The organism is Anoxybacter fermentans (assembly GCF_003991135.1).
Classification (GTDB): Bacteria; Bacillota; Halanaerobiia; order DY22613; family DY22613; genus Anoxybacter; species Anoxybacter fermentans.
In genome coordinates, this window is the sequence record NZ_CP016379.1 from 362,157 (window position 1) to 382,875 (window position 20,719).

Sequence of the window (20,719 nt, forward strand, 5' to 3'; positions counted from 1 at the left end):
TGATTCTAATGCGTATTGGTGTAATCAGTGATACTCATGGTAGTTTGACTGCTTTTAACAAGGTGCTGAATTACTTAGAAGATATAGATTTACTGATTCATGCAGGAGATTTGCTCTATCACGGCCCACGAAATCCGTTACCAGAAGGGTATGATCCAGGAAAACTGGCGGAAAGGTTGACTGGGTTGAATATTCCTCTTGTTTTAGTTAGAGGTAATGTAGATGCTGAGGTAGATGATTGGGTACTGCCGTATCCATTACCGTCCTATGCTCTTGTTCAGGACGGTTCGAGGCGGATTGTGGTATATCACGGATTTCAGCATTCTTCGGAAGAAGAGATGGTTACCTTTGGGCAGAGGTTTGGTGCCCGAATTTTGATTTATGGTCATATTCACCAACCTGTATTAAAAGAAGTTGATGGAGTGATTTTGCTTAATCCAGGAAGTACAGCTTTACCAAAACAGGAGCCAAAAGAACCGACTTTTGCTATTATAGATGAATTTCAAGTTCAGGTCAAATCTCTTGTAAATGGTCAGGTTTTATTAGAGAAGAAAATTTAAAAATGATTAAACTGCAAAAAGCTAATTTTGAGCGACATAGAAATTTTTCGTTAAACCATCTTAGTAAGATTTCAGTCGAAATAAGACCTCATATGAGGATGTGATGAGCTAATCAAGTTACTGAAATCGAACTTTAGATGGTTCGAAAAATTTCTTTTGAAGCGAAAAATTAGCTTTTTGCAGTAAAATTAAAAATTGCTTTAAAGTCATTTAGCCATAATTGGTTAAATGACTTTTTTATCTTTTAAGAAGGAAAATCAATTCATCTGCAGAATCTTTTCTTATAGATATATTATGAAAGGGTGATAGCGTGGAAAAAATTGAAAAGGTGCTACACCAAATATTGGAAAACCAGGTTAAAATGCAATCGGATATTACCAGAATGCAGTCCGATATCACTAAAATGCAGTCTGATATAGCTAAAATACAGTCTGATATCACTAAAATGCAATCTGATATCACTAATTTAAAATCCGAGGTTAAGGAAATAAAATTGGACTTAAAAACAGTCATGGAACAAACTGCAGAATTAACTGAATTCAGGACTGAAACTATTAGGAAGTTTGATAAAATATCGAACGATATTGACTTTATTAAACATAAAGAATTACAAAATGAACAAGATATCTTTTATCTAAAGAAAAACTTTAAGTCTTCTTTTTAAAAGACCAGGTTTGATACCCTGTTTTTTTTTTATTTGAAAGCTTGTATTCAAAATTTTATCCAAAGGATTTAAAAAGATTTTAATCCAATTTATACTGTTTTGGGAAAAGAATTATTTGATTAATCATTGATTTTTAATTTACTAGAGTTAAAACCTCAACCCAATTTAATAATTGAGTTGAGGTGTTTTTGTATTTTTTAAAAAATAAGTATTCATCAAATAAAATTATTTTTACTATTTTAAGGTTGTTTACTGCAAAAAGCTAATTTTGAGCGTCATAGAAATTTTTCGTTAAATCATCTTAGTGAGATTTCAGTCGAAATAAGGCCTCATAATTAATCAAGGGTCAGGATGACCCATTGATTAGTGTGCCTTATTTTGACTGAAATTTAACTTTAGATGGTTCGAAAAATTTCTTTTGAAGCGAAAAATTAGCTTTTTGCAGTTTAATAAAGAGTTAAGTTAGATAACTTAACTTTTTAAAAATTAAGCATTAAAACTTAACTTCATAGAAAAATATTTTATCATTTTTTGAAAATTTGCAGGAATCGGGTGAAGGATATCGAATATATGTTCGGTAAGACTAAAATAAATGGTTTTTACGAAAAATACTCTTTAAAATAATAACTATTATCGTTATAATTTTATAGTGTGATAATACTGTAAAAAGCTAATTTAGAGCGACATAGAAATTTTTTGTTTAACCATCTTAGTGAGATTGAGATCGAAATCGAAATAAGGCTTCATCACAGGAGGTGATGAGCTAATCAAGGGCCAGGAGGGCCCTTTGATTTGGGAGCCTTATTTCGATAGAAATCGAGCTTTAGATGGTTCGAAAAATTTCTTCTTAAGCGAAAAATTAACTTTTTGTAGTATAACCATAGTATAAATTTAAAAAGAGTATTATCCTATTAATGGATTAAACTACAAAAAGCTAATTTTAAGTGCTATTGAAATTTTTTTGTTAGATTACTTTAAATAAGGTTTATATGAGGGTGTGATCAGCTAATTATGGGTTAGGATGATTCATTGATTAGTGTGCCTTATAAATATGTAAATATTACGAAAAGGAACTTAAATAGGTTCCGGGAGGTGAAAAATTGTGAAGAAGGGGAAGTTTAAACTGAAAGCAGATTATAAACCCCAGGGGGACCAACCTCAAGCTATAGAAAAGCTAACTGAGGGCATATTGCGGGGCGATCGCTTCCAGACACTTTTGGGGGTAACGGGTTCTGGTAAGACTTTTACCATAGCCAATGTTATTGCTAATATAAACAAACCTACTCTGGTCATTGCCCATAACAAGACTCTGGCAGCTCAGCTCTGTGCGGAGTTTAGGGAATTTTTCCCGGAAAATGCTGTTGGTTATTTTGTCAGTTATTATGATTATTACCAACCAGAGGCATATGTGCCTCAAACAGATACTTATATCGAAAAAGATGCTTCGATTAATGAAGAGATTGATAAACTCAGACTCTCTGCCACTCGATATCTATTTGAACGGCAGGATGTAATTATAGTTGCCAGTGTATCATGTATTTATGGCCTGGGTTCTCCTGCTGATTATCTGGATCTATCCTGTCATTTAAAAGTGGGAATGATTCAGGATCGGGATGTGATCATCCGACAGTTGATTAATATTCAATATGACCGCAATGATATGAATCTGGCCCGGGGAACTTTCCGGGTTAGAGGAGATACGGTAGAAATTTTTCCGGCTTATCAGGATCAGGCTTATCGTGTAGAATTTTTTGGTGATGAGATTGATCGGATTACTATGATTGATACTTTGACCGGTGAAATTTTAGATACTTTAGATGAGGTAACCATTTATCCAGCAAGTCACTTTGTTACCAAAGAAGAAAAAATTAAGAGAGCTTTAAAAACCATTGAAGCCGAACTTGAGGAGAGACTTAAAGAGTTGCGGTCTCAGGGTAAGCTCCTTGAAGCCCAGCGCTTAGAGCAGCGGACTCGCTATGATCTTGAGATGTTGGCAACTGTCGGATTTTGTTCCGGAATTGAAAATTATTCACGTCATCTGGCCGGCAGACCGCCCGGTTCCCGGCCTGAAACTCTCCTGGATTACTTTCCTGATGACTGGCTTTTAATTATTGATGAATCCCATATTACTATTCCGCAAATTGGCGGAATGTATAATGGCGATAGATCACGGAAGGAGAAACTGGTTGAGTATGGGTTCCGTCTGCCCTCTGCTTTGGATAATAGGCCTCTAAAATTTGAAGAGTTTGAGAAACTAATTAAACAGGCCATTTTTGTTTCTGCAACTCCCGGACCTTATGAGTTAAAACATTCTACTCAGGTTGTAGAACAGATTATTCGCCCCACTGGTCTGGTTGATCCGGAAGTGGTGGTTAAACCGGTGGAAGGTCAGATTGATGACCTAATGGAAGAAATTAGACAGGTAGTTGAAGAACGGAATGAACGGGTTCTGGTTACTACTCTGACGAAAAGGATGGCTGAAGATCTGACTGAATATCTCAAAGATGCGGGAATTGCTGTTCGCTACATGCATTCAGATATAGATGCTATTGAACGCCAGGAGATTATCCGGGACTTAAGAAATGGTGAGTTTCATGTACTGGTCGGAATTAACCTACTTAGAGAAGGTCTGGATTTACCAGAGGTTTCATTGGTTGCCATCCTTGATGCAGATAAGGAAGGATTCTTAAGAGATGAACGCTCACTGATTCAGACTATCGGACGGGCTGCTCGAAATGTAAATGGGCGAGTGATTATGTATGCCGATCGGATGACAGATTCCATGCGGCGGGCCATTGATGAGACCAACCGCCGGCGGAAGTTACAGATGGAATATAACAAAAAACACGGCATCACTCCCCGGACCATTATCAAACCCGTCCGGGAAGTCCTTAGGCCTGAGGAAATGCTGTTAGATTCAAAGAAAAAAGCGAATATTAAAACTGAAAAAGAGAAAGAACCTCTAAAAGTTGCTGATATTCAGCGCCGTATTTCTGAATTGGAGGAAGAGATGAGAGAAGCTGCTGCAAAATTAGAATTTGAGCTGGCAGCACAGATTCGAGATGAGATTTTTAAACTTCAAGAGCAACTTAATAAAAGATAAACTACTTTAAAATAACGTATTTTTTGAAGATGGAGGTTTAACCAAAATGGGTAAAAATAAAATTATTATTCGTGGAGCCAAAGAGCACAATTTAAAAAATCTGGACTTAGAGATTCCCCGGGACAAATTGGTAGTAATCACCGGTTTAAGCGGTTCCGGTAAATCTTCTCTGGCCTTTGATACCATTTATGCAGAAGGTCAGAGACGTTATGTGGAGTCCTTATCTGCTTATGCGAGACAGTTTCTGGGCCAGATGGAAAAACCCCATGTGGAGTATATTGAAGGACTGTCTCCGGCTATCAGTATTGACCAGAAGACAACCAGCAAAAATCCCCGTTCCACTGTAGGAACAGTGACCGAAATCTATGATTACTTGCGACTTCTATTTGCGCGGGTAGGTCATCCTCACTGTCCGGAATGTGGTCGACCCGTCACTTCCCAGACTGTTTCAGAGATGGTGGATCGGATCATGGCTCTGGGGGGGAGAACTAAAATTCAAATTTTAGCTCCATTGGTTCGGGGTAGAAAGGGTGAACACCAGGGAGTAATCGAGATGGCCCGGCGGGAAGGGTTTGTCCGAGTCCGGGTTGATGGTGAGATCAGGGAAGTTACTGATGAGATTGTTCTTGATAAAAATAAAAAACATAATATTGAAGTTGTGGTTGACCGTCTAATTGTTAAGGAGGGGATTGAGAGGCGGTTGGCTGATTCTTTAGAAACTGCTCTTAAAATGGGGGAAGGTCTGGTTATTATCGATGTTATCGATGGTGAAGAGTTGACGATGAGTGAAAAGTTTGCCTGTGTGGAATGTGGTATTAATTTAGAAGAACTGACTCCCCGGATGTTTTCGTTCAACAGTCCTTATGGAGCCTGTCCACAATGTGATGGGTTAGGAGAAAAGCGGGAGTTTGATCCGGATCTAATTCTGGATTGGGAACGTTCTATCAATGATGGTGGAATAATTCCCTGGCGCCATTCTAACGGTAAATATTTTCCCCAGGTTCTGGCTGCTTTGGCTAGGGAATTGGGTTTTAGTCTGGATGTTCCAATTAAAGATTTACCTGAAGAAGTCATTGAGGTTCTTCTTTATGGTTGGGATAGAAAGCTTAAATTTAATTATACTAATTCTTACGGCCGTACTCGCTTGCATGAGACAAGATGGCTTGGGATTATTGGTTATTTAAGACGCCGGATGCAGGAAAATAATACTCCATCTTATCATGCTCAAATGGAACGCTATATGAGTGTTCGGCCATGTCCAGAATGCGGCGGTGCCCGTTTGAGAAAAGAATCTCTGGCTGTAAAAGTGGGCGGGCTTTCTATTTATGATGTGACCTGTTTTTCTGTAAAAGAGGCTTTAGAGTTTTTTGAAAATCTGAAACTGACTGGACGGGAACAGTTGATTGCTGAGCAGATTTTAAAAGAGATCAAATCCAGATTGAGTTTTTTAAATAATGTAGGTCTTGACTATTTGACCCTAAACCGTGCTGCTGGGACTTTATCAGGGGGAGAAGCTCAGCGGATTAGGTTGGCTACACAGATTGGTTCTAAGCTAGTAGGAGTGCTTTATATACTTGATGAACCGAGTATCGGGCTCCATCAAAGGGATAATGATAGGTTGATCAAAACCTTAAAAGATCTACGGGATATTGGTAATACTGTCATTGTTGTAGAACATGATGAGGATACAATCCGAGAGGCTGATTGGGTGATTGATATTGGCCCGGGTGCTGGACGAAATGGTGGTAGAGTGGTGGCTCAGGGTACACCTGAAGACGTGATGAAAGTTGAAGAGTCTATTACTGGCCAATACCTTTCCGGTCAGCGTTTTATTCCTATTCCATCTTCCCGCAAGAAACCCAATGGTAAATATCTGGAGATTAAGGGTGCCAGACAGCATAACCTGAAAAACATAGATGTAAAAATTCCTCTTGGTACTTTTACCTGTATAACCGGTGTTTCCGGTTCCGGAAAAAGTACTCTGATAAACCAGATTCTTCATCGCAAGTTGATGCAGCACTTTTATGATTCGATAGAAAGGCCCGGTGAGCATGATGCTATCCTTGGGCTTGAGCATCTGGATAAAGTAATTACTATCGATCAATCGCCCATTGGGCGGACTCCTCGTTCCAATCCGGCGACCTATACTAAAGTCTTTGACTATATCCGGGATGTATTTGCTTCTACACCGGAAGCAAGGGCCCGGGGGTATAAAAAAGGGCGTTTCTCCTTTAATGTTAAAGGTGGTCGCTGCGAGGCCTGTGCTGGAGATGGAATCATCAAAATCGAGATGCATTTTCTCCCAGATGTTTATGTTCCCTGTGAAGTTTGTGGTGGTAAACGTTATAATCGAGAGACCCTGGAGATTAAATATAAGGGTAAAAATATTGCAGATGTACTGGATATGACAGTAGAAGAAGCATTGGAATTTTTTTCAAATGTACCCCCTATTGCTAGACGGTTGCAGACTTTATATGATGTAGGATTGGGCTATATTAAACTTGGTCAGCCTGCAACAACTCTTTCTGGTGGTGAAGCTCAGAGGATTAAGATTGCTACCGAACTCAGTAAGCAGAGTACGGGTAAAACAATTTATATTCTCGATGAACCAACTACTGGTCTTCATTTTGAGGATGTAAACAAACTTCTTAAGGTGCTCTTTAAATTACGGGAAGGTGGTAATACCGTTTTAGTTATTGAGCATAATTTAGATGTGATTAAATCTGCCGATTATATTATTGATTTGGGGCCAGAAGGTGGAGACCGGGGCGGTCAAATTGTTGCAACAGGAACTCCTGAAGAAGTTGCAGAAAATGAGAACTCTTATACCGGCCAGTTCTTGAAAAAAATTTTGGCTAAAGGTAAATATTCTGAAGATGGGACATTTTATAAAGAAACATCTGTAGTTGGGGCTTAATAGATGTAAAATAGGCAAAGCCAGGATATCTGGCTTTGTCTTAGTACTATTCCACAGAAAATTCTAAAAAAACTCTATAAATTGAGCAGGAAATTATCCTATAATGTAGAATAGTAAATATGACGAATATGTTAAATTTTTTTTTGAAAATTGTGCAAACGTTTGAATCGTTGCGATTAATGGTTATTAATTTCAAGGAGTGAAAATTAGTGGGTGTCACTATTAAAGATGTAGCTAAAGTAGCAAAAGTTTCCCCATCTACCGTTTCTAGAGTCATCGCTGGAAGTGATCGAATTAGTAAAGCTACCCATGAACGGGTTAAAAAGGTAATGGAAGAATTAGGGTATTATCCAAATGCTAATGCCCGAAGTCTGGTTAAAAATACTACGGAGACTATAGGGTTAGTTCTTTCCCGTTCATTAGTAGCTGCTCTGTCAAACCCGTTCTTTCCCGAAATTTTTCGAGGTATTACTTCTGTGACTCAGGAGTTTGGCTATAGTTTGTTACTTAGTAGTAGTAAAGACCATTATCAGGAAGAGAAAGAGGCTTTACGGATGCTTAAAGAACGACGGGTAGACGGGTTATTAATTCTTGCTTCCCGGGTAAATGACTCATTAATACAGAAACTTCAGAAGGGAAAACACGCATTTGTTCTGGTTGGTCGAATTCCGGGTGAAGATAATCTATATTGGGTTAATAATGATAACATTCAGGCAGCAAAGAAAGCTATCTCTTATTTAACCGGATTAGGCCATCGTAAAATCGGACTTTTGGTAGGTTCTTCAGAGTATATAATGTCCCAGGACCGGTTAGAAGGATATAAACAGGGCCTTTTAGAAGCTGAAATTCCTTATGATTCAACATTAGTTGAAGAAGTAGATTTTACAGAAGAGGGCGGTTATTATGGGATGGAGGCTCTTTTAGATAGACATCCGGACCTAACAGCTGTTTTTGCTATTGATGATCTGTTAGCTGTTGGTGCCATGAAAGCGATAAAAAGAAGAGGATTAGTTATTCCCAGAGATATTAGCTTGATTGGTTTTAATGATAACCCTCTGGCATCATATGTTGATCCTCCATTAACCACAATCCGCATTCCTATTTACGAGATGGGAGTTAAAGCAGCACAAATGTTGATTAAAGTGATAAAAGGTGAAGAACCTGAACCAAAGCAGCTGGTTCTTTCTAATGAAATTATTATTCGTAAATCCTGTGCACCACTCACTAATTAAATGTTGGAAAGTTTGTATAAACACTATAATGTAAATGTTTTAAACAAAATACCGAATGTTGTTAGGAGGTAGCAAAAAATGAATTTAGATTGGAAATATCCCGGTAAAATTTTGAATACAGTTATTGATAATAATGAAATTCAATTTGTGGCAGAGAATTGTGTAGTTCAGATAAACATTTTGACCGATGATCTTTTTCAAGTTAAAATGATTCGGCCAGAAGAGGAGATTATTGATTCTATAGCTATATATAAAAAGAACTGGCCGATGCTTAAACCACGAATTATAGAAAAAGAAAAATATTTTGAGATAGAAACAAATAAATTGAGATTGAGGATAAATTATAATCCATATAGAATGGAAGTTTACGATAAAGAAGGAGATTTAATTCTTGCTGACCTGGCTCATAAAGGGCTTGGATTTGAAAAGGAAGGATCTAAAGTCCGGGCTGTTAAGGCACTAACTTTAGAGGATAAATTTTACGGCCTGGGTGAACGAACAGGTTTTTTGAATAAACGTGGAGAATATCATGAACTTTGGAATTTTGACCAAAGCTCTCCACATGTACATAGTACAAAGCATATGTATAAATCTATTCCTTTTCTTCTGGGACTTAGAGGAAAAAAGGCATATGGAATCTTTTTTGATAACACTTTTTTGAGCCGTTTTGATTTAGGAAAAGAGTCTGAAGATTATTTCTATTTTGAAGCTGACGGTGGTTCACTGAATTATTATGTATTCTATGGACCTTCTTTAAAAACTGTCGTTCAGCGCTATACCGAATTAACCGGTCGAATAGAACTACCGCCCCTTTGGGCTCTTGGTTTCCAGCAATCGCGGTATAGTTATTTCCCGCAGGATAAGGTTTATGAAATTGCAGAAACTTTTCGTAAAAAAGAGATTCCGTGTGATGTAATTTATCTGGATATTGATTATATGGACGGTTACCGGGTCTTTACCTGGGATCGGGAACGATTTCCAGATCCCGAAAAGATGTTAGCTGATCTAAAAGAACAGGGTTTTAAAGTGGTTACTATTGTTGATCCCGGTATCAAAAAAGACCCAGACTATTGGATTTATAATGAGGCTATGGAAAACCGTTATCTGTGTATGGATAGATTTGGGTTTCCTTTTGTTGGCAAGGTCTGGCCCGGTGATAGTGTATTCCCGGATTTTTCCCAGACTGAGGTTAGAGAGTGGTGGGCTGAAAAAAATCGGGAGTTTGTCAAAATTGGAATTGATGGAATCTGGAATGATATGAACGAGCCCGCTCTTTTAGAAGGAGAAAGCAAAACCATGCCTTTAGATATTATTCACAAAAATGATGGACGGGAAATAACCCATGCTGAATTTCATAATCTTTATGGAACTTATATGAGTATAGCAGCAAAAGCAGGTCTTCTTAAAGCCCGTCCAGATGAGAGACCTTTTGTGTTGACACGGGCCAGTTTTGCTGGAATTCAGCGTTTTGCAGCAGTCTGGACGGGAGACAATAGGAGTTTCTGGGAACATATGGCCATGTCTATTCCCATGCTGACCACATTGGGATTAAGTGGTGTTACTTTCGCCGGTGCTGATATCGGAGGCTTTGACTTTGATGCGAACCCCGAATTATTTGCTCGCTGGATCCAATTGGGAATTTGCTATCCATTCTGTCGAGTTCATAGTGCTGTTCAGACTAGAGATCAAGAACCTTGGAGTTTTGGGCCCGAAGTTGAAAAAGTTGCTAAAGAGTACATCTCTTTACGATACCGTTTATTACCTTATCTTTACAATCTCTTCTATCGTGCATCAATTACCGGTGAACCGATAATGCAGCCTTTATTATTCAGGTATCAGGATGATGAAAAAGTCCATAATTTAAATGATCAATTTATGTTGGGTGAGGCGATTATGGTAGCGCCGGTTCTTCATCCAGGGAAAGATTCCCGGGCTGTCTATCTACCGGAGGGAGAATGGTATGATTTCCACACAGGTGAAAAATATTCTGGAAGACGTTCCATTCTTGTAGATGCTCCTTTGAGTAAGATGCCTATCTTTATCAAAGCAGGTTCTATTATTCCGATGTATCCGGTTGTCAACTACATTGGTGAGAAAGAGATTGAAGAACTTTCACTCCTAATTTATCCTGGGCCTGAAGCTGAGTATCTCTACTATGAAGATGATGGTAAAAGTTTTGACTATTGGGAAGGTAAGTATAATCTGACCAGTTTTAAGGCTGAATTTGGTCATAAATCGGTTAATTTGACCATAGTTCCTCAAGTAAATGAATATGACTCACCCTTAAAGTATTATAAAATTATTTTGAAAGGTATGGCAGATTTAAATAAAGTTATGGTTAACGGTGTAGAAATAGAAGGAATCGTAGTGGATAATGATCTGGTTATTAAATTACCTGTTGATGAGAAATTTTAATTGGTTAAAAATATAAAAAACCTTATATTAGGAGGTGAAGGTAAGAGGGGGTAATTTTAAAGTTTATTAATAAGGTTCAGGGTAATCAAAAAATAAAAATTTTAAGGAGGATGGATTTTATGAAAAAGAGTTTAGTTTTGATGTTGGTATTATTATTTACCCTGTCTGCTAATGCGTTTGCAACCAAATTAGTAATTTGGGAAAGTCCTGGCCCAGAAACCGAATTCATTAATTCTGTAAAAGATGAATTTACTGCTGAAACCGGTATTGAAATTGAAGTAGTAGGTATTGACCAATTGAGCCAGGCTGACAAATTAGCTCTGGATGGTCCAGCAGGTAAAGGTGCTGATATTGTTGTTTGGCCTCATGACCGGATTGGTAAAGCTGTTATGCAAGGTATCATTGCTCCTCTGGATGTAACTGAGGAGGATTTGAGCCCTTATATTGAATCTGCTGTTGATGCTATGAGATATGGCGGTAAAGTTTATGGTATTCCATACGCTATGGAAACTGTTGCTCTGATTTACAACAAAGATCTTCTGCCTGTAGTTCCAAACACTATGGAGTCTCTGTTTACCATTGCTAAAGAGCTGACCGATGGTGAACAATATGGTTTCTTGTATGATATCAATAACTTCTATTTCAGCTATGGTTTCTTAAGCGGTTATGGTGCATATGTATTTAAAGAAACAGAAAATGGTCTGAATGTAGAAGATATTGGTTTAGCCAATGAAGGTGCAATCGAAGGCGCAAAATTATTGCTGAGATTCCGTAAAGAAGGTCTGATTCCAGAAGGTACCGACTATAGTGTTGCTGACGGTCTCTTCAAAGAAGGTAAAGTTGCTGCTATCATCAATGGTCCATGGGCATTTGCTGAGTACAAAAAAGCTGGTGTAAATTACGGTATTGCTCCATTACCAAAGCTTTCTAACGGTGAATATCCACAAACCTTTATTGGTGTAAAAGGTTACTATATTAGTGCGTTCAGTGAAAATAAAGATGCTGCTTTGAAGTTTATCCTCTGGTTAACCAACAAGAAAAATGCTTACAGACATTATAAAATGAACGCTATTATTCCAACTCATAAAGAAGTTCTGGCAATGCCTGAATTCAAGCAAAACGAAGACTTCCTGGCATTTGCTACTCAAGCAAGCCGTGGTGTACCAATGCCAAACGTTCCTGAAATGATGCAAGTATGGGAACCAATGGCTAATGCTCTAACTTACATCCTGAAAGAAGAAGCTACTCCAGAGGTAGCTTTAGAACTGGCTGTAGAGCAAATTCTCGAAAATATCTGGGAAATGAAGAACTAAGAAAGACCATAGTTTAAAGATACATTCACACACTTAAAGTGTGTGAATGTATCTTTTCAATGAATTGATTTTAAAAGTTATTTTTATCAATTGATTGAAAAAGAGAGGTGCTTAAGGATGTCACCGCAGGTTAATCCAGTAGAGGTAAGTGAAACAAAAACAGGTATTAGACGTTATATTGCTGCTATTTTATCAGCGATTTTTATGGGCTTAGGTCAGATTTTTAATGGCCAAATTATAAAAGGTATTGGTTTTGCCCTCTTTTATTTTTCGGCATTGTTTCAGGGATATGAATTCTGGAAGTATTCATATTGGGGAATTACTACTTTAGGAGAAGTACCAGGAGAACACCATTCATTGGTTATTTTGATTAAAAGTCTTGTTGGATTAATTTTATTTTTGATGGTATTTGGGATTTATATATTTAATATAGTTGATGCCTATAAAAATGGCAAATTACGAGATCAGGGAAAACAAGTACCTGGAATTAAGAAAACTTTTAAGAATATTGTTGAACATGGTTATGCTTTTTTATATCTTTCTCCAGGGATGATTTTCTTGCTCCTGGTTACAGTTTTACCTTTGATCTTTACGACACTGATTGCATTTACAAACTATGATTTATATCATTCGCCTCCAGGAAAATTGTTGGAATGGGTTGGATTTACTAATTTTAAAAAGATATGGACTTTTGGTTCCTGGAAGAAGACATTTTTGACTGTATTTTCCTGGACCATTGTCTGGACTGTTTTATCAACTTTTAGCTGTTTTGGATTAGGACTTTTAGTTGCTCTGGTATTGAATCAAAAGGATATAAAGGGAGCAAAAATCTGGAGAACTATTTTAATTTTGCCCTGGGCTGTTCCAGCGGTTGTATCCATTCTAATCTGGTCAGGTCTTTTTAACACAAACTTTGGACCTATTAATGAATTGTTAGCGTTCTTTAACATTGAGCGTATTCACTGGTTGGAAGACCCCTTCTGGGCTAAAGTTGCCGTTTTGATTGTAAATCTCTGGCTAGGTTTTCCCTTCAGTATGGCTCTCTGTACAGGAATTTTGCAGGGAATTCCCCAGGATGTATATGAAGCGGCAGTGGTGGATGGAGCAAATCCTTTCCAAAAATTTTGGAAGATTACCTTACCGCTGGTACTTTATTCTACTGCACCGCTGTTAATCATGCAGATGGCGTATAACTTTAATAACTTTAATGTAATATATCTCTTTAATCAGGGTAATCCACCCATTTTGGGATTAAGGGGTGCTGGTGGTACGGATATTCTCATTTCCTGGGTATTTAAACTGACCCTGAATAAATTGAAGTATAACTATGCTGCAGCATTATCATTGATTATCTTTATTATTGTAGCTGGATTTAGTATTTATAACTTTACAAGGACCCGTTCTTTCAAAGAGGAGGATATGATGCAATGATTAGAAATCAAAAATTTTTAAAAGTCATTCGATTAACATTAACCTACATTTTTTTGCTCATAATGGTTTGTGTAACAGTATATCCTATCCTCTGGTTGATTGGAGCATCTTTTAATACCGGGGATAGCTTATACAGTTCAACAATGTTTCCTAAAAATCCAACACTGGATCACTACCGGGAACTGATGAATAACCCGGATTATCCATTCTATAGATGGTATTGGAATACTATAAAAGTGGCTGCTATGACAGCTATTTTGGGACTTGTACTCTGTTCTTTGACAGCTTATGCGTATTCCCGGTTCCGCTTTCCAGGCCGTAAATATGGTTTGATGACTATGTTGGTCATCCAGATGTTTCCATCATTTATGAATATGGTGGCTCTGTATGTACTATTAAATATGGCAGGTCTTTTAGATTCACATCTCGGTCTGGTATTGGTATATGCTGGAACCAGTATTCCTTTTAACACCTGGATATTAAAAGGATATTTTGATACCATTCCAAAATCTTTAGAAGAGGCTGCTTTGATTGATGGAGCAAGTAGAAGTACAATTTTCTGGAGAATCATGATACCACTGTCTGCTCCAGTTCTTGCTGTAATTACAATATTCCACTTTGTAATTCCATTTGGTGATTTTATACTTGCTCGACTTTTGTTAACATCTGTTAATAAGTACACATTAACTGTTGGATTATTTACACTGATTAGTAATAATTTTGGAAAAAACTGGACAACATTTACTGCTGGTGCACTGTTGATGGCAATTCCAATTGTAATACTTTATTTGTCACTACAAAAATATTTCATATCCGGTTTGACCAAAGGTGCAACCAAAGGATAATAACAGAAGGAGGAAAATTTGGTGCTACGTGAAGCAATTTTTCATCAAGCAGGAGGAGCTTATGCATACCCAATAGCTAAGGATACATTAATGATTCAATTGAGAGCTGCAAAAGATGATTTAAAAGTGGTTTATTTAATTTACGGTGATCGGTATTGTGGAACTGATCCGGTAGATCGGGTTATTATGGAAAAATATGCTAGTGATCAACTATTTGATTATTACCGGGCCAAGGTGCAGATAAAGACCCGCACTTTCCGATATATATTCTTATTGGATGATGGAAAAGAAAGATACTGGTATAATGAATTCGGTTTTAGTAAATGCCGTCCATTAGGATATCATTCGGGATATTTTCAATATCCTTATATTGCAGAAAGAGATTTTTTTGAGATTCCCGACTGGGTACAGGATGCTGTAGTCTATTCGATTTTTCCAGATCGATTTTTTAATGGTGATAAAACTAATGACCCCACGACTGTACGGGAATGGGGTGAGAAGCCTACATCGCAAATGGACCTGTACGGTGGTGATCTGGCAGGGGTGTTAGCCAAACTTCCATATCTGGAAAAGCTTGGGGTTAACACCCTGTATCTGACACCGATTTTTAAATCTCCCACCAGCCATAAATATGACACCACCGATTATTTTGAAATAGATCCTCATTTTGGAGATAAGGAGCTTTTCCGTAAGCTGATCAATGAATGTCATAAACGTGGGATGAGAGTTATTTTAGATGCTGTTTTCAATCATTGTGGATATGAGTTTGCTCCATTTCAGGATGTAATTAAAAATGGAACTAAATCAAAGTATTGGGATTGGTTTTATATAAAGGATTATCCTATTACCACTGATCCAGTGAATTATGAAACCTTTGCCCGGAATGTCTGGCGGATGCCAAAATTAAGACATGCTAATCCGGAAGTTAAAGAATATCTTTTACAGGTTGGTGAGTATTGGGTAAGGGAATTTGATATTGATGGCTGGAGATTAGATGTTGCTAATGAGATTGATCATGCCTTCTGGAGAGAATTCCGTACTCGATTGAGAGCCATTAAGCCCGATCTCTATATTATAGGTGAGGTCTGGCATCATGCAGGAGCTTATCTTTTGGGCGATCAGTTTGATGCTGTTATGAACTATCCTTTCCGGGAAGCGGTTATCGGATTTTTTGGTGAAAGGACTTTAAGTGTAGATGCTTTTGATGAACGGTTGACCATAAACCGGGTGACCTATCCTAAGCAGGCGGTAGATGCCGCCTGGAATTTGCTGGGTAGTCATGATACAGAGCGAATTTTGACCAGGTTTAAAGGTAATAAAAAGGCGTTAAAGTTGGCTGTTACTTTTCAGATGACATATCAGGGTGTGCCTTTTATATACTATGGTGATGAAATAGGTCTTGAGGGCGGAAATGATCCGGACTGCCGCCGCTGCATGCCCTGGGATGAAGAAGAACAGGATCTGAATCTCTTTAACCATTACCGGAAATTGATTCAAATCCGTCGCAAGTATGAAGCCTTACGTAAAGGTGAGTTCCGCACGATTTATAAAGATGAAGCTACCGGTATCTACATTTTTGAACGTTATACAGAAAATGAGCGGGTTTTAGTGATTATAAATAATGGTTTAAAGGAAGAAGAAGTAAAGATTGATCTAAAAAGTCTAGGATTTGATCCTACCAAAACTGTTCAGGAACTACTTCGTAATGAGATTATAAAAACAGAAGATGGATTGCTGAATCTAACTGTAGAAGCAGTAGAGGCAGCAATTCTGGTTCAGTAAGCAAACAAAACCTATCATTCAGTGTTGGATGATAGGTTTTTTAACTTTTAAGTGCTAATTCTCTCACCTTGCAGTTTGTTTAATACTGTATTATAATAAAATTATGTAACAGTAATAATGATAATGATTCTTAGTAAGGTGATGACAGATGAATTTAACTGAAAAGCTAAAGATTCTTCCAGGACAGCCTGGAGTATATCTTTTAAAGGATAAATATGGTGAGATTATTTATGTGGGAAAAGCTAAGGTCTTGCGGAACCGAGTTCGTTCCTATTTTCAGGATTCCCGGCATCATACCTATAAAACACATATATTAAAAAAGCATATATATGATTTTGACTATATAGTGACTGATTCGGAAGTAGAAGCATTAATTCTTGAAGCTAATCTGATTAAAAAACACCAGCCTAAGTTTAATATCCGTCTTAAAGATGATAAAACTTATCCATATATTAAAGTTACCATCAATGAAGATTTTCCAGGAATTTTTAAGACACGGTTAATAAAAAAGGATGGTGCTCGTTATTTTGGCCCGTATGCTGATGTGGATGCAGTTTACAAGACTCTGAGGATTCTTAAAAAAATTTTTCCCATCCGGATGTGCAAAAAGAAGATAAAGGATGGGAAATTTGAAGATAGGGCATGTCTGAATTACTATATTAAAAAATGTCCCGGGCCATGCATAGGAGCTATTTCCCAAAAAGATTATAGACAGATTGTAAATGAAGTAATTTTATTTTTAGAGGGGAAGGCTGATAAATTGATCCGGGATTTGGAGGAGAGAATGAATAAAGCTGCTCAGGAACTGGATTTTGAAAAAGCGGCCTTTTACCGTGATTCAATTCGAGCTATTGAAAAGGTTACTCAGAATCAGAAAGTAGTAACTGAGGATTTGATGGACCGGGATGTGGTGGCTGTTGCAGTTGAAGATGATAGGGCCTGTTTACAGGTGATGATCATACGTAAGGGACGCTTATTGGGCCAGGAACATTTCATTATGGAAGGAACAGCCGAAGAAGAATTGGGAGAAGTTATGTCTGCTTTTATCAAACAATATTATTTGAACCAACCTATTTTGCCGAAGGAGATTCTTTTAGAGATTGAGCTCAGTGAAGAACAAACCATAAGTGAGTGGCTTAAAGACGTAGCTGGGCGAAAGGTTAAACTTCATGTGCCCAAACGTGGGCTAAAAAAGCAGCTTGTAGAGATGGCTCACAAAAATGCTAAGGAAAATCTGAAGAAAGAGAGGATAAAGGAAGCTTATGCTTTAAATAAGCCTCTTAAGGGTGTAAAAGAATTGCAGGATTATCTGGGGCTGAAGAGACCTCCTATACGGATTGAGGGCTTTGATATTTCACATATTCAGGGGACAGATACGGTGGCATCAATGGTAGTCTTTGAGAATGGTCAGCCAAAAAAAGAAGACTATCGCCGCTTTAAAATCCGTTCTACTGAAGGAAGTCCTGATGATTTTGCCAGTATGAAAGAGGTGGTAAGCCGCCGCTATCGCCGGGTTTTGGAAGAAGGACAGAAGATGCCTGATTTAATCATCATTGACGGTGGTAAAGGCCAGCTTAATGCCGCTGTAGCTGTTTTAAAGGAATTGGGCATTAATATTAAAGATCAATCTATCATTGGACTTGCGAAAAGAGAGGAAGAGGTTTTTTTACCGGGCCAGTCTGATCCAATTCTCTTGCCTCGTCATTCGGAAGCTTTATATCTAATTCAGCGGGTACGGGATGAAGCCCATAGGTTTGCAGTAAATTATCATCGTCAGCTCCGTACCAGGCGGCTAACCCATACTCTTTTAGATGAGATTCCGGGTATAGGACCCAAACGCCGGCAGGCATTGCTTCAACATTTTGGTTCATTGGAAAAAATTCGTTCTGCCACCATTGAGGAGTTTTGTCAGGTGGAAGGAATAAGTGAAAAAACCGCTGAGACTATTCGAAAATTCCTGGATTCTCATTTTTTAGCTGATTAATGATTTTACTGCAAAAAGCTGATTTTTTACTTTAAAAGAAATTTTTCTAACCATCTAGAGTTCTATTTCAGTCGAAATAAGGCATACTAATCAAAGGGTCCTACTGGCCCTTGATTAGCTCATCACATCCTGTGCTGAGACCTTATTTCGACTGAAATCTCACTAAGATGGTTAAACTAAAAATTTCTATGTTGCTTAAAATTAACTTTTTGCAGTTTAATCATTAATTAAATTGCAATTCGGAATTGACAGAGATTTAACTAGAATTCCTCCTAATTTTAGGAGGATTTTGCTTTTAAAAATGGAACAAATAATAATAGTGATTTTACTGTAAAAGGCTAATTTTGCGTTCTAAAAGAAATTTTTCGAACCATCTAAAGTTTGATCTCACTAAGATGGTTAAACTAAAAATTTCTATAGTTCTCAAAATTAGCTTTTTGCAGTTTAATTATAATAGTTTGATTTTTTTGAAATTAGAGAAAAAAGAAAGAGGAAAATTAGAATTTATGGTGAATTATTAATATTGCGGGTTTCTTATAGTGAGGGAATTGTTATTTATTAGAAGGGTAGGTGGAATTATTAATGAATATACCAACTAAATATCAAAAGAAGTCGTTCTGGATAGAAACTTTCTGGGCTTATATGTACTTGTTGCCGGCCTTTATTATTCTGGGGGTTTTTGTCTTTTATCCGGTAGTTAAGTCTTTTATAATGAGTTTTTATAATTGGGATTTGATCGGAACTAAGACTTATGTTGGTCTGGAGAATTACAAAGAATTGTTTAAAGATAAAGTATTTTTAAAGGCGATTATCAATACGAGTTATTTTGTTTTCGTGTCTGTCCCAATAACGATGTGTCTTTCACTATTTATCGCAATTTTGTTAAATACAAATATTAGAGCACGTTCCTGGTATCGATTAGCTTTTTTTATTCCGTGGATCACTTCACCGGTAGCAGCAACTATGGTCTGGAAGTGGATTTTTAACTACAATAATTACGGTTTATTAAACTATTTTCTATTAAAATTAACCCATCTGATAAATTGGTTTGCTTACATATTTACATTAGGTGGGGTTGAAAACTGGTTGTCATTTTCACCGATTAATTGGCTGAATAATCCTTCTTTAACCATTCCAAACCTGATCCTGCTCAGTGTGTGGAAGATGATGGGTTATAATATAGTAATTTTTCTTGCTGGTTTACAGAATGTTCCGACAGAATTATATGAAGCTGCTGAAGTTGATGGTGCTTCTAGATGGCAAAAGTTTCGTCATATTACTTTGCCATTGATTTCGCCGACTACTTTCTTTATTTCAATCATATCTATGATTGGAGCATTTAAAATCTTTACACAGGTCTTTGTACTATATAGTGGTACTCCAGGTCTGGACAATAGTGGAATGACCATGGTGTTCTATGTTTATGATAAGGCCTTTGGTGAGTGGAGAATGGGTTATGCATCTGCTGGAGCGTATGTATTATTCTTTATTATCTTTATATTCACCTTGATTCAGATGCAGATATCGAAAAAACGTGTTCATTATAGTTAGGTGGGTGATTGTCAATGAGAGAAGTTTTGAATAAAACAATCATACCCAAAGCCCAGCCGGGTATGGGATATCAGATAAAGGAAAAAATCGTCAGATTTACTGTATATCTGATATTGACTGTTGGGGCGGTTTTTGTTCTTTTACCATTTTTCTGGATGCTCTCCACATCATTGAAAATACCAAGTGAAATTGCTTCAATGCCGCCTAAGTGGATTCCGAGCAAATTTATGTGGGAAAATTATAAAATTGCCTGGAATGCTGCTCCTTTTGCTAGATATTTTTTCAATAGTTTTTATGTAGCAATTGCATGTACATTCCTGGAGTTAATTACTTCAGCTTTGGGTGCATATGCTTTTGCTAAGATGGATTTTTTTGGTAAGAATGTGCTGTTTATTATCTTTCTGGGAACGATGATGATACCTGGTGAGGTATTATTAATTCCAAACTATATTACCATTATTCAATTGGGATGGGTTGATACCTATAAGGCTTTAATCATTCCGTGGGTTGTAAGTGTTTTTGGGATTTTTTTGATGCGTCAGTTCTTTTTGACTATTCCAAAGGAATTACATGATGCAGCAAAAATTGATGGTTGTAGCAGGTTCAGGTTTCTCTGGCAGATTATTATCCCTCTTTCTAAACCTGTACTGATTACAGCAGCATTATTTAAATTCGTTGGTAGCTGGAATGCGTTTTTATGGGTATTGATTGTAACAAATACCCCAGAGATGCGAACCGTTCCAGTTGGTCTTTCCTTCTTTTCCTCAGATGTTGGAACAGATTATCACTTATTAATGGCTGCTTCAACCCTTGCCTTAATGCCAATTTTAATTCTCTTCTTCTTCTTGCAGAAGCAGTTCATTCAGGGAATTACTAGAAGTGGTTTAAAAGGTTAAGACCTTCAATATATTATCTAATTCCG

13 protein-coding genes are annotated in these 20,719 nt (G+C 37.3%); all 13 read left to right on the forward strand.

Annotated features, from left to right (window positions below; all coding sequences use genetic code 11):
• Nucleotides 1-8: 8 nt before the first annotated feature.
• The 13 genes from yfcE to BBF96_RS01680 all read left to right on the forward strand — a co-directional run bounded on the left by yfcE (nucleotide 9) and on the right by BBF96_RS01680 (nucleotide 20,693).
• A complete protein-coding gene (gene yfcE / locus BBF96_RS01620) occupies nucleotides 9-560 on the forward strand; it encodes a phosphodiesterase (RefSeq protein ID WP_127015537.1) in 552 nt (183 codons plus the stop codon).
• Between the two features lie 310 nt (nucleotides 561-870).
• Entirely contained in the window at nucleotides 871-1,224 is a 354-nt protein-coding gene (locus BBF96_RS01625) for a hypothetical protein (RefSeq protein ID WP_127015538.1), read from the forward strand.
• Nucleotides 1,225-2,326: 1,102 nt separating this feature from the next.
• Nucleotides 2,327-4,327 carry an excinuclease ABC subunit UvrB gene (gene uvrB, locus BBF96_RS01630; protein ID WP_127015539.1) on the forward strand — a complete coding sequence of 667 codons (2,001 nt, stop codon included), beginning with the start codon at nucleotides 2,327-2,329 and terminating at the stop codon, nucleotides 4,325-4,327.
• A 46-nt stretch (nucleotides 4,328-4,373) separates the two neighbouring features.
• A complete protein-coding gene (uvrA, locus tag BBF96_RS01635; RefSeq protein ID WP_127015540.1) occupies nucleotides 4,374-7,244 on the forward strand; it encodes an excinuclease ABC subunit UvrA in 2,871 nt (956 codons plus the stop codon).
• A gap of 209 nt (nucleotides 7,245-7,453) precedes the next feature.
• The gene (locus BBF96_RS01640) at nucleotides 7,454-8,476 is read left to right on the forward strand and encodes a LacI family DNA-binding transcriptional regulator (protein ID WP_127015541.1); all 1,023 of its coding nucleotides are present in this window, start codon (nucleotides 7,454-7,456) and stop codon (nucleotides 8,474-8,476) included.
• Nucleotides 8,477-8,554: 78 nt separating this feature from the next.
• A complete protein-coding gene (locus tag BBF96_RS01645) occupies nucleotides 8,555-10,891 on the forward strand; it encodes a glycoside hydrolase family 31 protein (RefSeq protein ID WP_127015542.1) in 2,337 nt (778 codons plus the stop codon).
• Between the two features lie 119 nt (nucleotides 10,892-11,010).
• The gene (locus tag BBF96_RS01650; RefSeq protein ID WP_164730844.1) at nucleotides 11,011-12,204 is read left to right on the forward strand and encodes an extracellular solute-binding protein; all 1,194 of its coding nucleotides are present in this window, start codon (nucleotides 11,011-11,013) and stop codon (nucleotides 12,202-12,204) included.
• A gap of 117 nt (nucleotides 12,205-12,321) precedes the next feature.
• On the forward strand, nucleotides 12,322-13,635 hold the full coding sequence (locus BBF96_RS01655) for a carbohydrate ABC transporter permease (protein ID WP_127015544.1): 1,314 nt from the start codon (nucleotides 12,322-12,324) through the stop codon (nucleotides 13,633-13,635).
• Nucleotides 13,632-14,480, forward strand: a complete 849-nt coding sequence (locus tag BBF96_RS01660; RefSeq protein ID WP_127015545.1) for a sugar ABC transporter permease — start codon at nucleotides 13,632-13,634, stop codon at nucleotides 14,478-14,480. Before BBF96_RS01655 ends, BBF96_RS01660 begins: the two co-directional genes overlap by 4 nt.
• A gap of 21 nt (nucleotides 14,481-14,501) precedes the next feature.
• Nucleotides 14,502-16,262, forward strand: a complete 1,761-nt coding sequence (locus BBF96_RS01665) for a glycoside hydrolase family 13 protein (RefSeq protein ID WP_164730845.1) — start codon at nucleotides 14,502-14,504, stop codon at nucleotides 16,260-16,262.
• A gap of 148 nt (nucleotides 16,263-16,410) precedes the next feature.
• The gene (uvrC, locus tag BBF96_RS01670; RefSeq protein ID WP_127015547.1) at nucleotides 16,411-18,246 is read left to right on the forward strand and encodes an excinuclease ABC subunit UvrC; all 1,836 of its coding nucleotides are present in this window, start codon (nucleotides 16,411-16,413) and stop codon (nucleotides 18,244-18,246) included.
• 582 nt (nucleotides 18,247-18,828) lie between these two features.
• A complete protein-coding gene (locus BBF96_RS01675) occupies nucleotides 18,829-19,797 on the forward strand; it encodes a carbohydrate ABC transporter permease (protein ID WP_127015548.1) in 969 nt (322 codons plus the stop codon).
• Nucleotides 19,798-19,859: 62 nt separating this feature from the next.
• Nucleotides 19,860-20,693, forward strand: coding sequence for a carbohydrate ABC transporter permease (locus BBF96_RS01680; RefSeq protein WP_164731153.1), 834 nt, complete (start codon nucleotides 19,860-19,862; stop codon nucleotides 20,691-20,693).
• Nucleotides 20,694-20,719 lie beyond the last annotated feature (26 nt).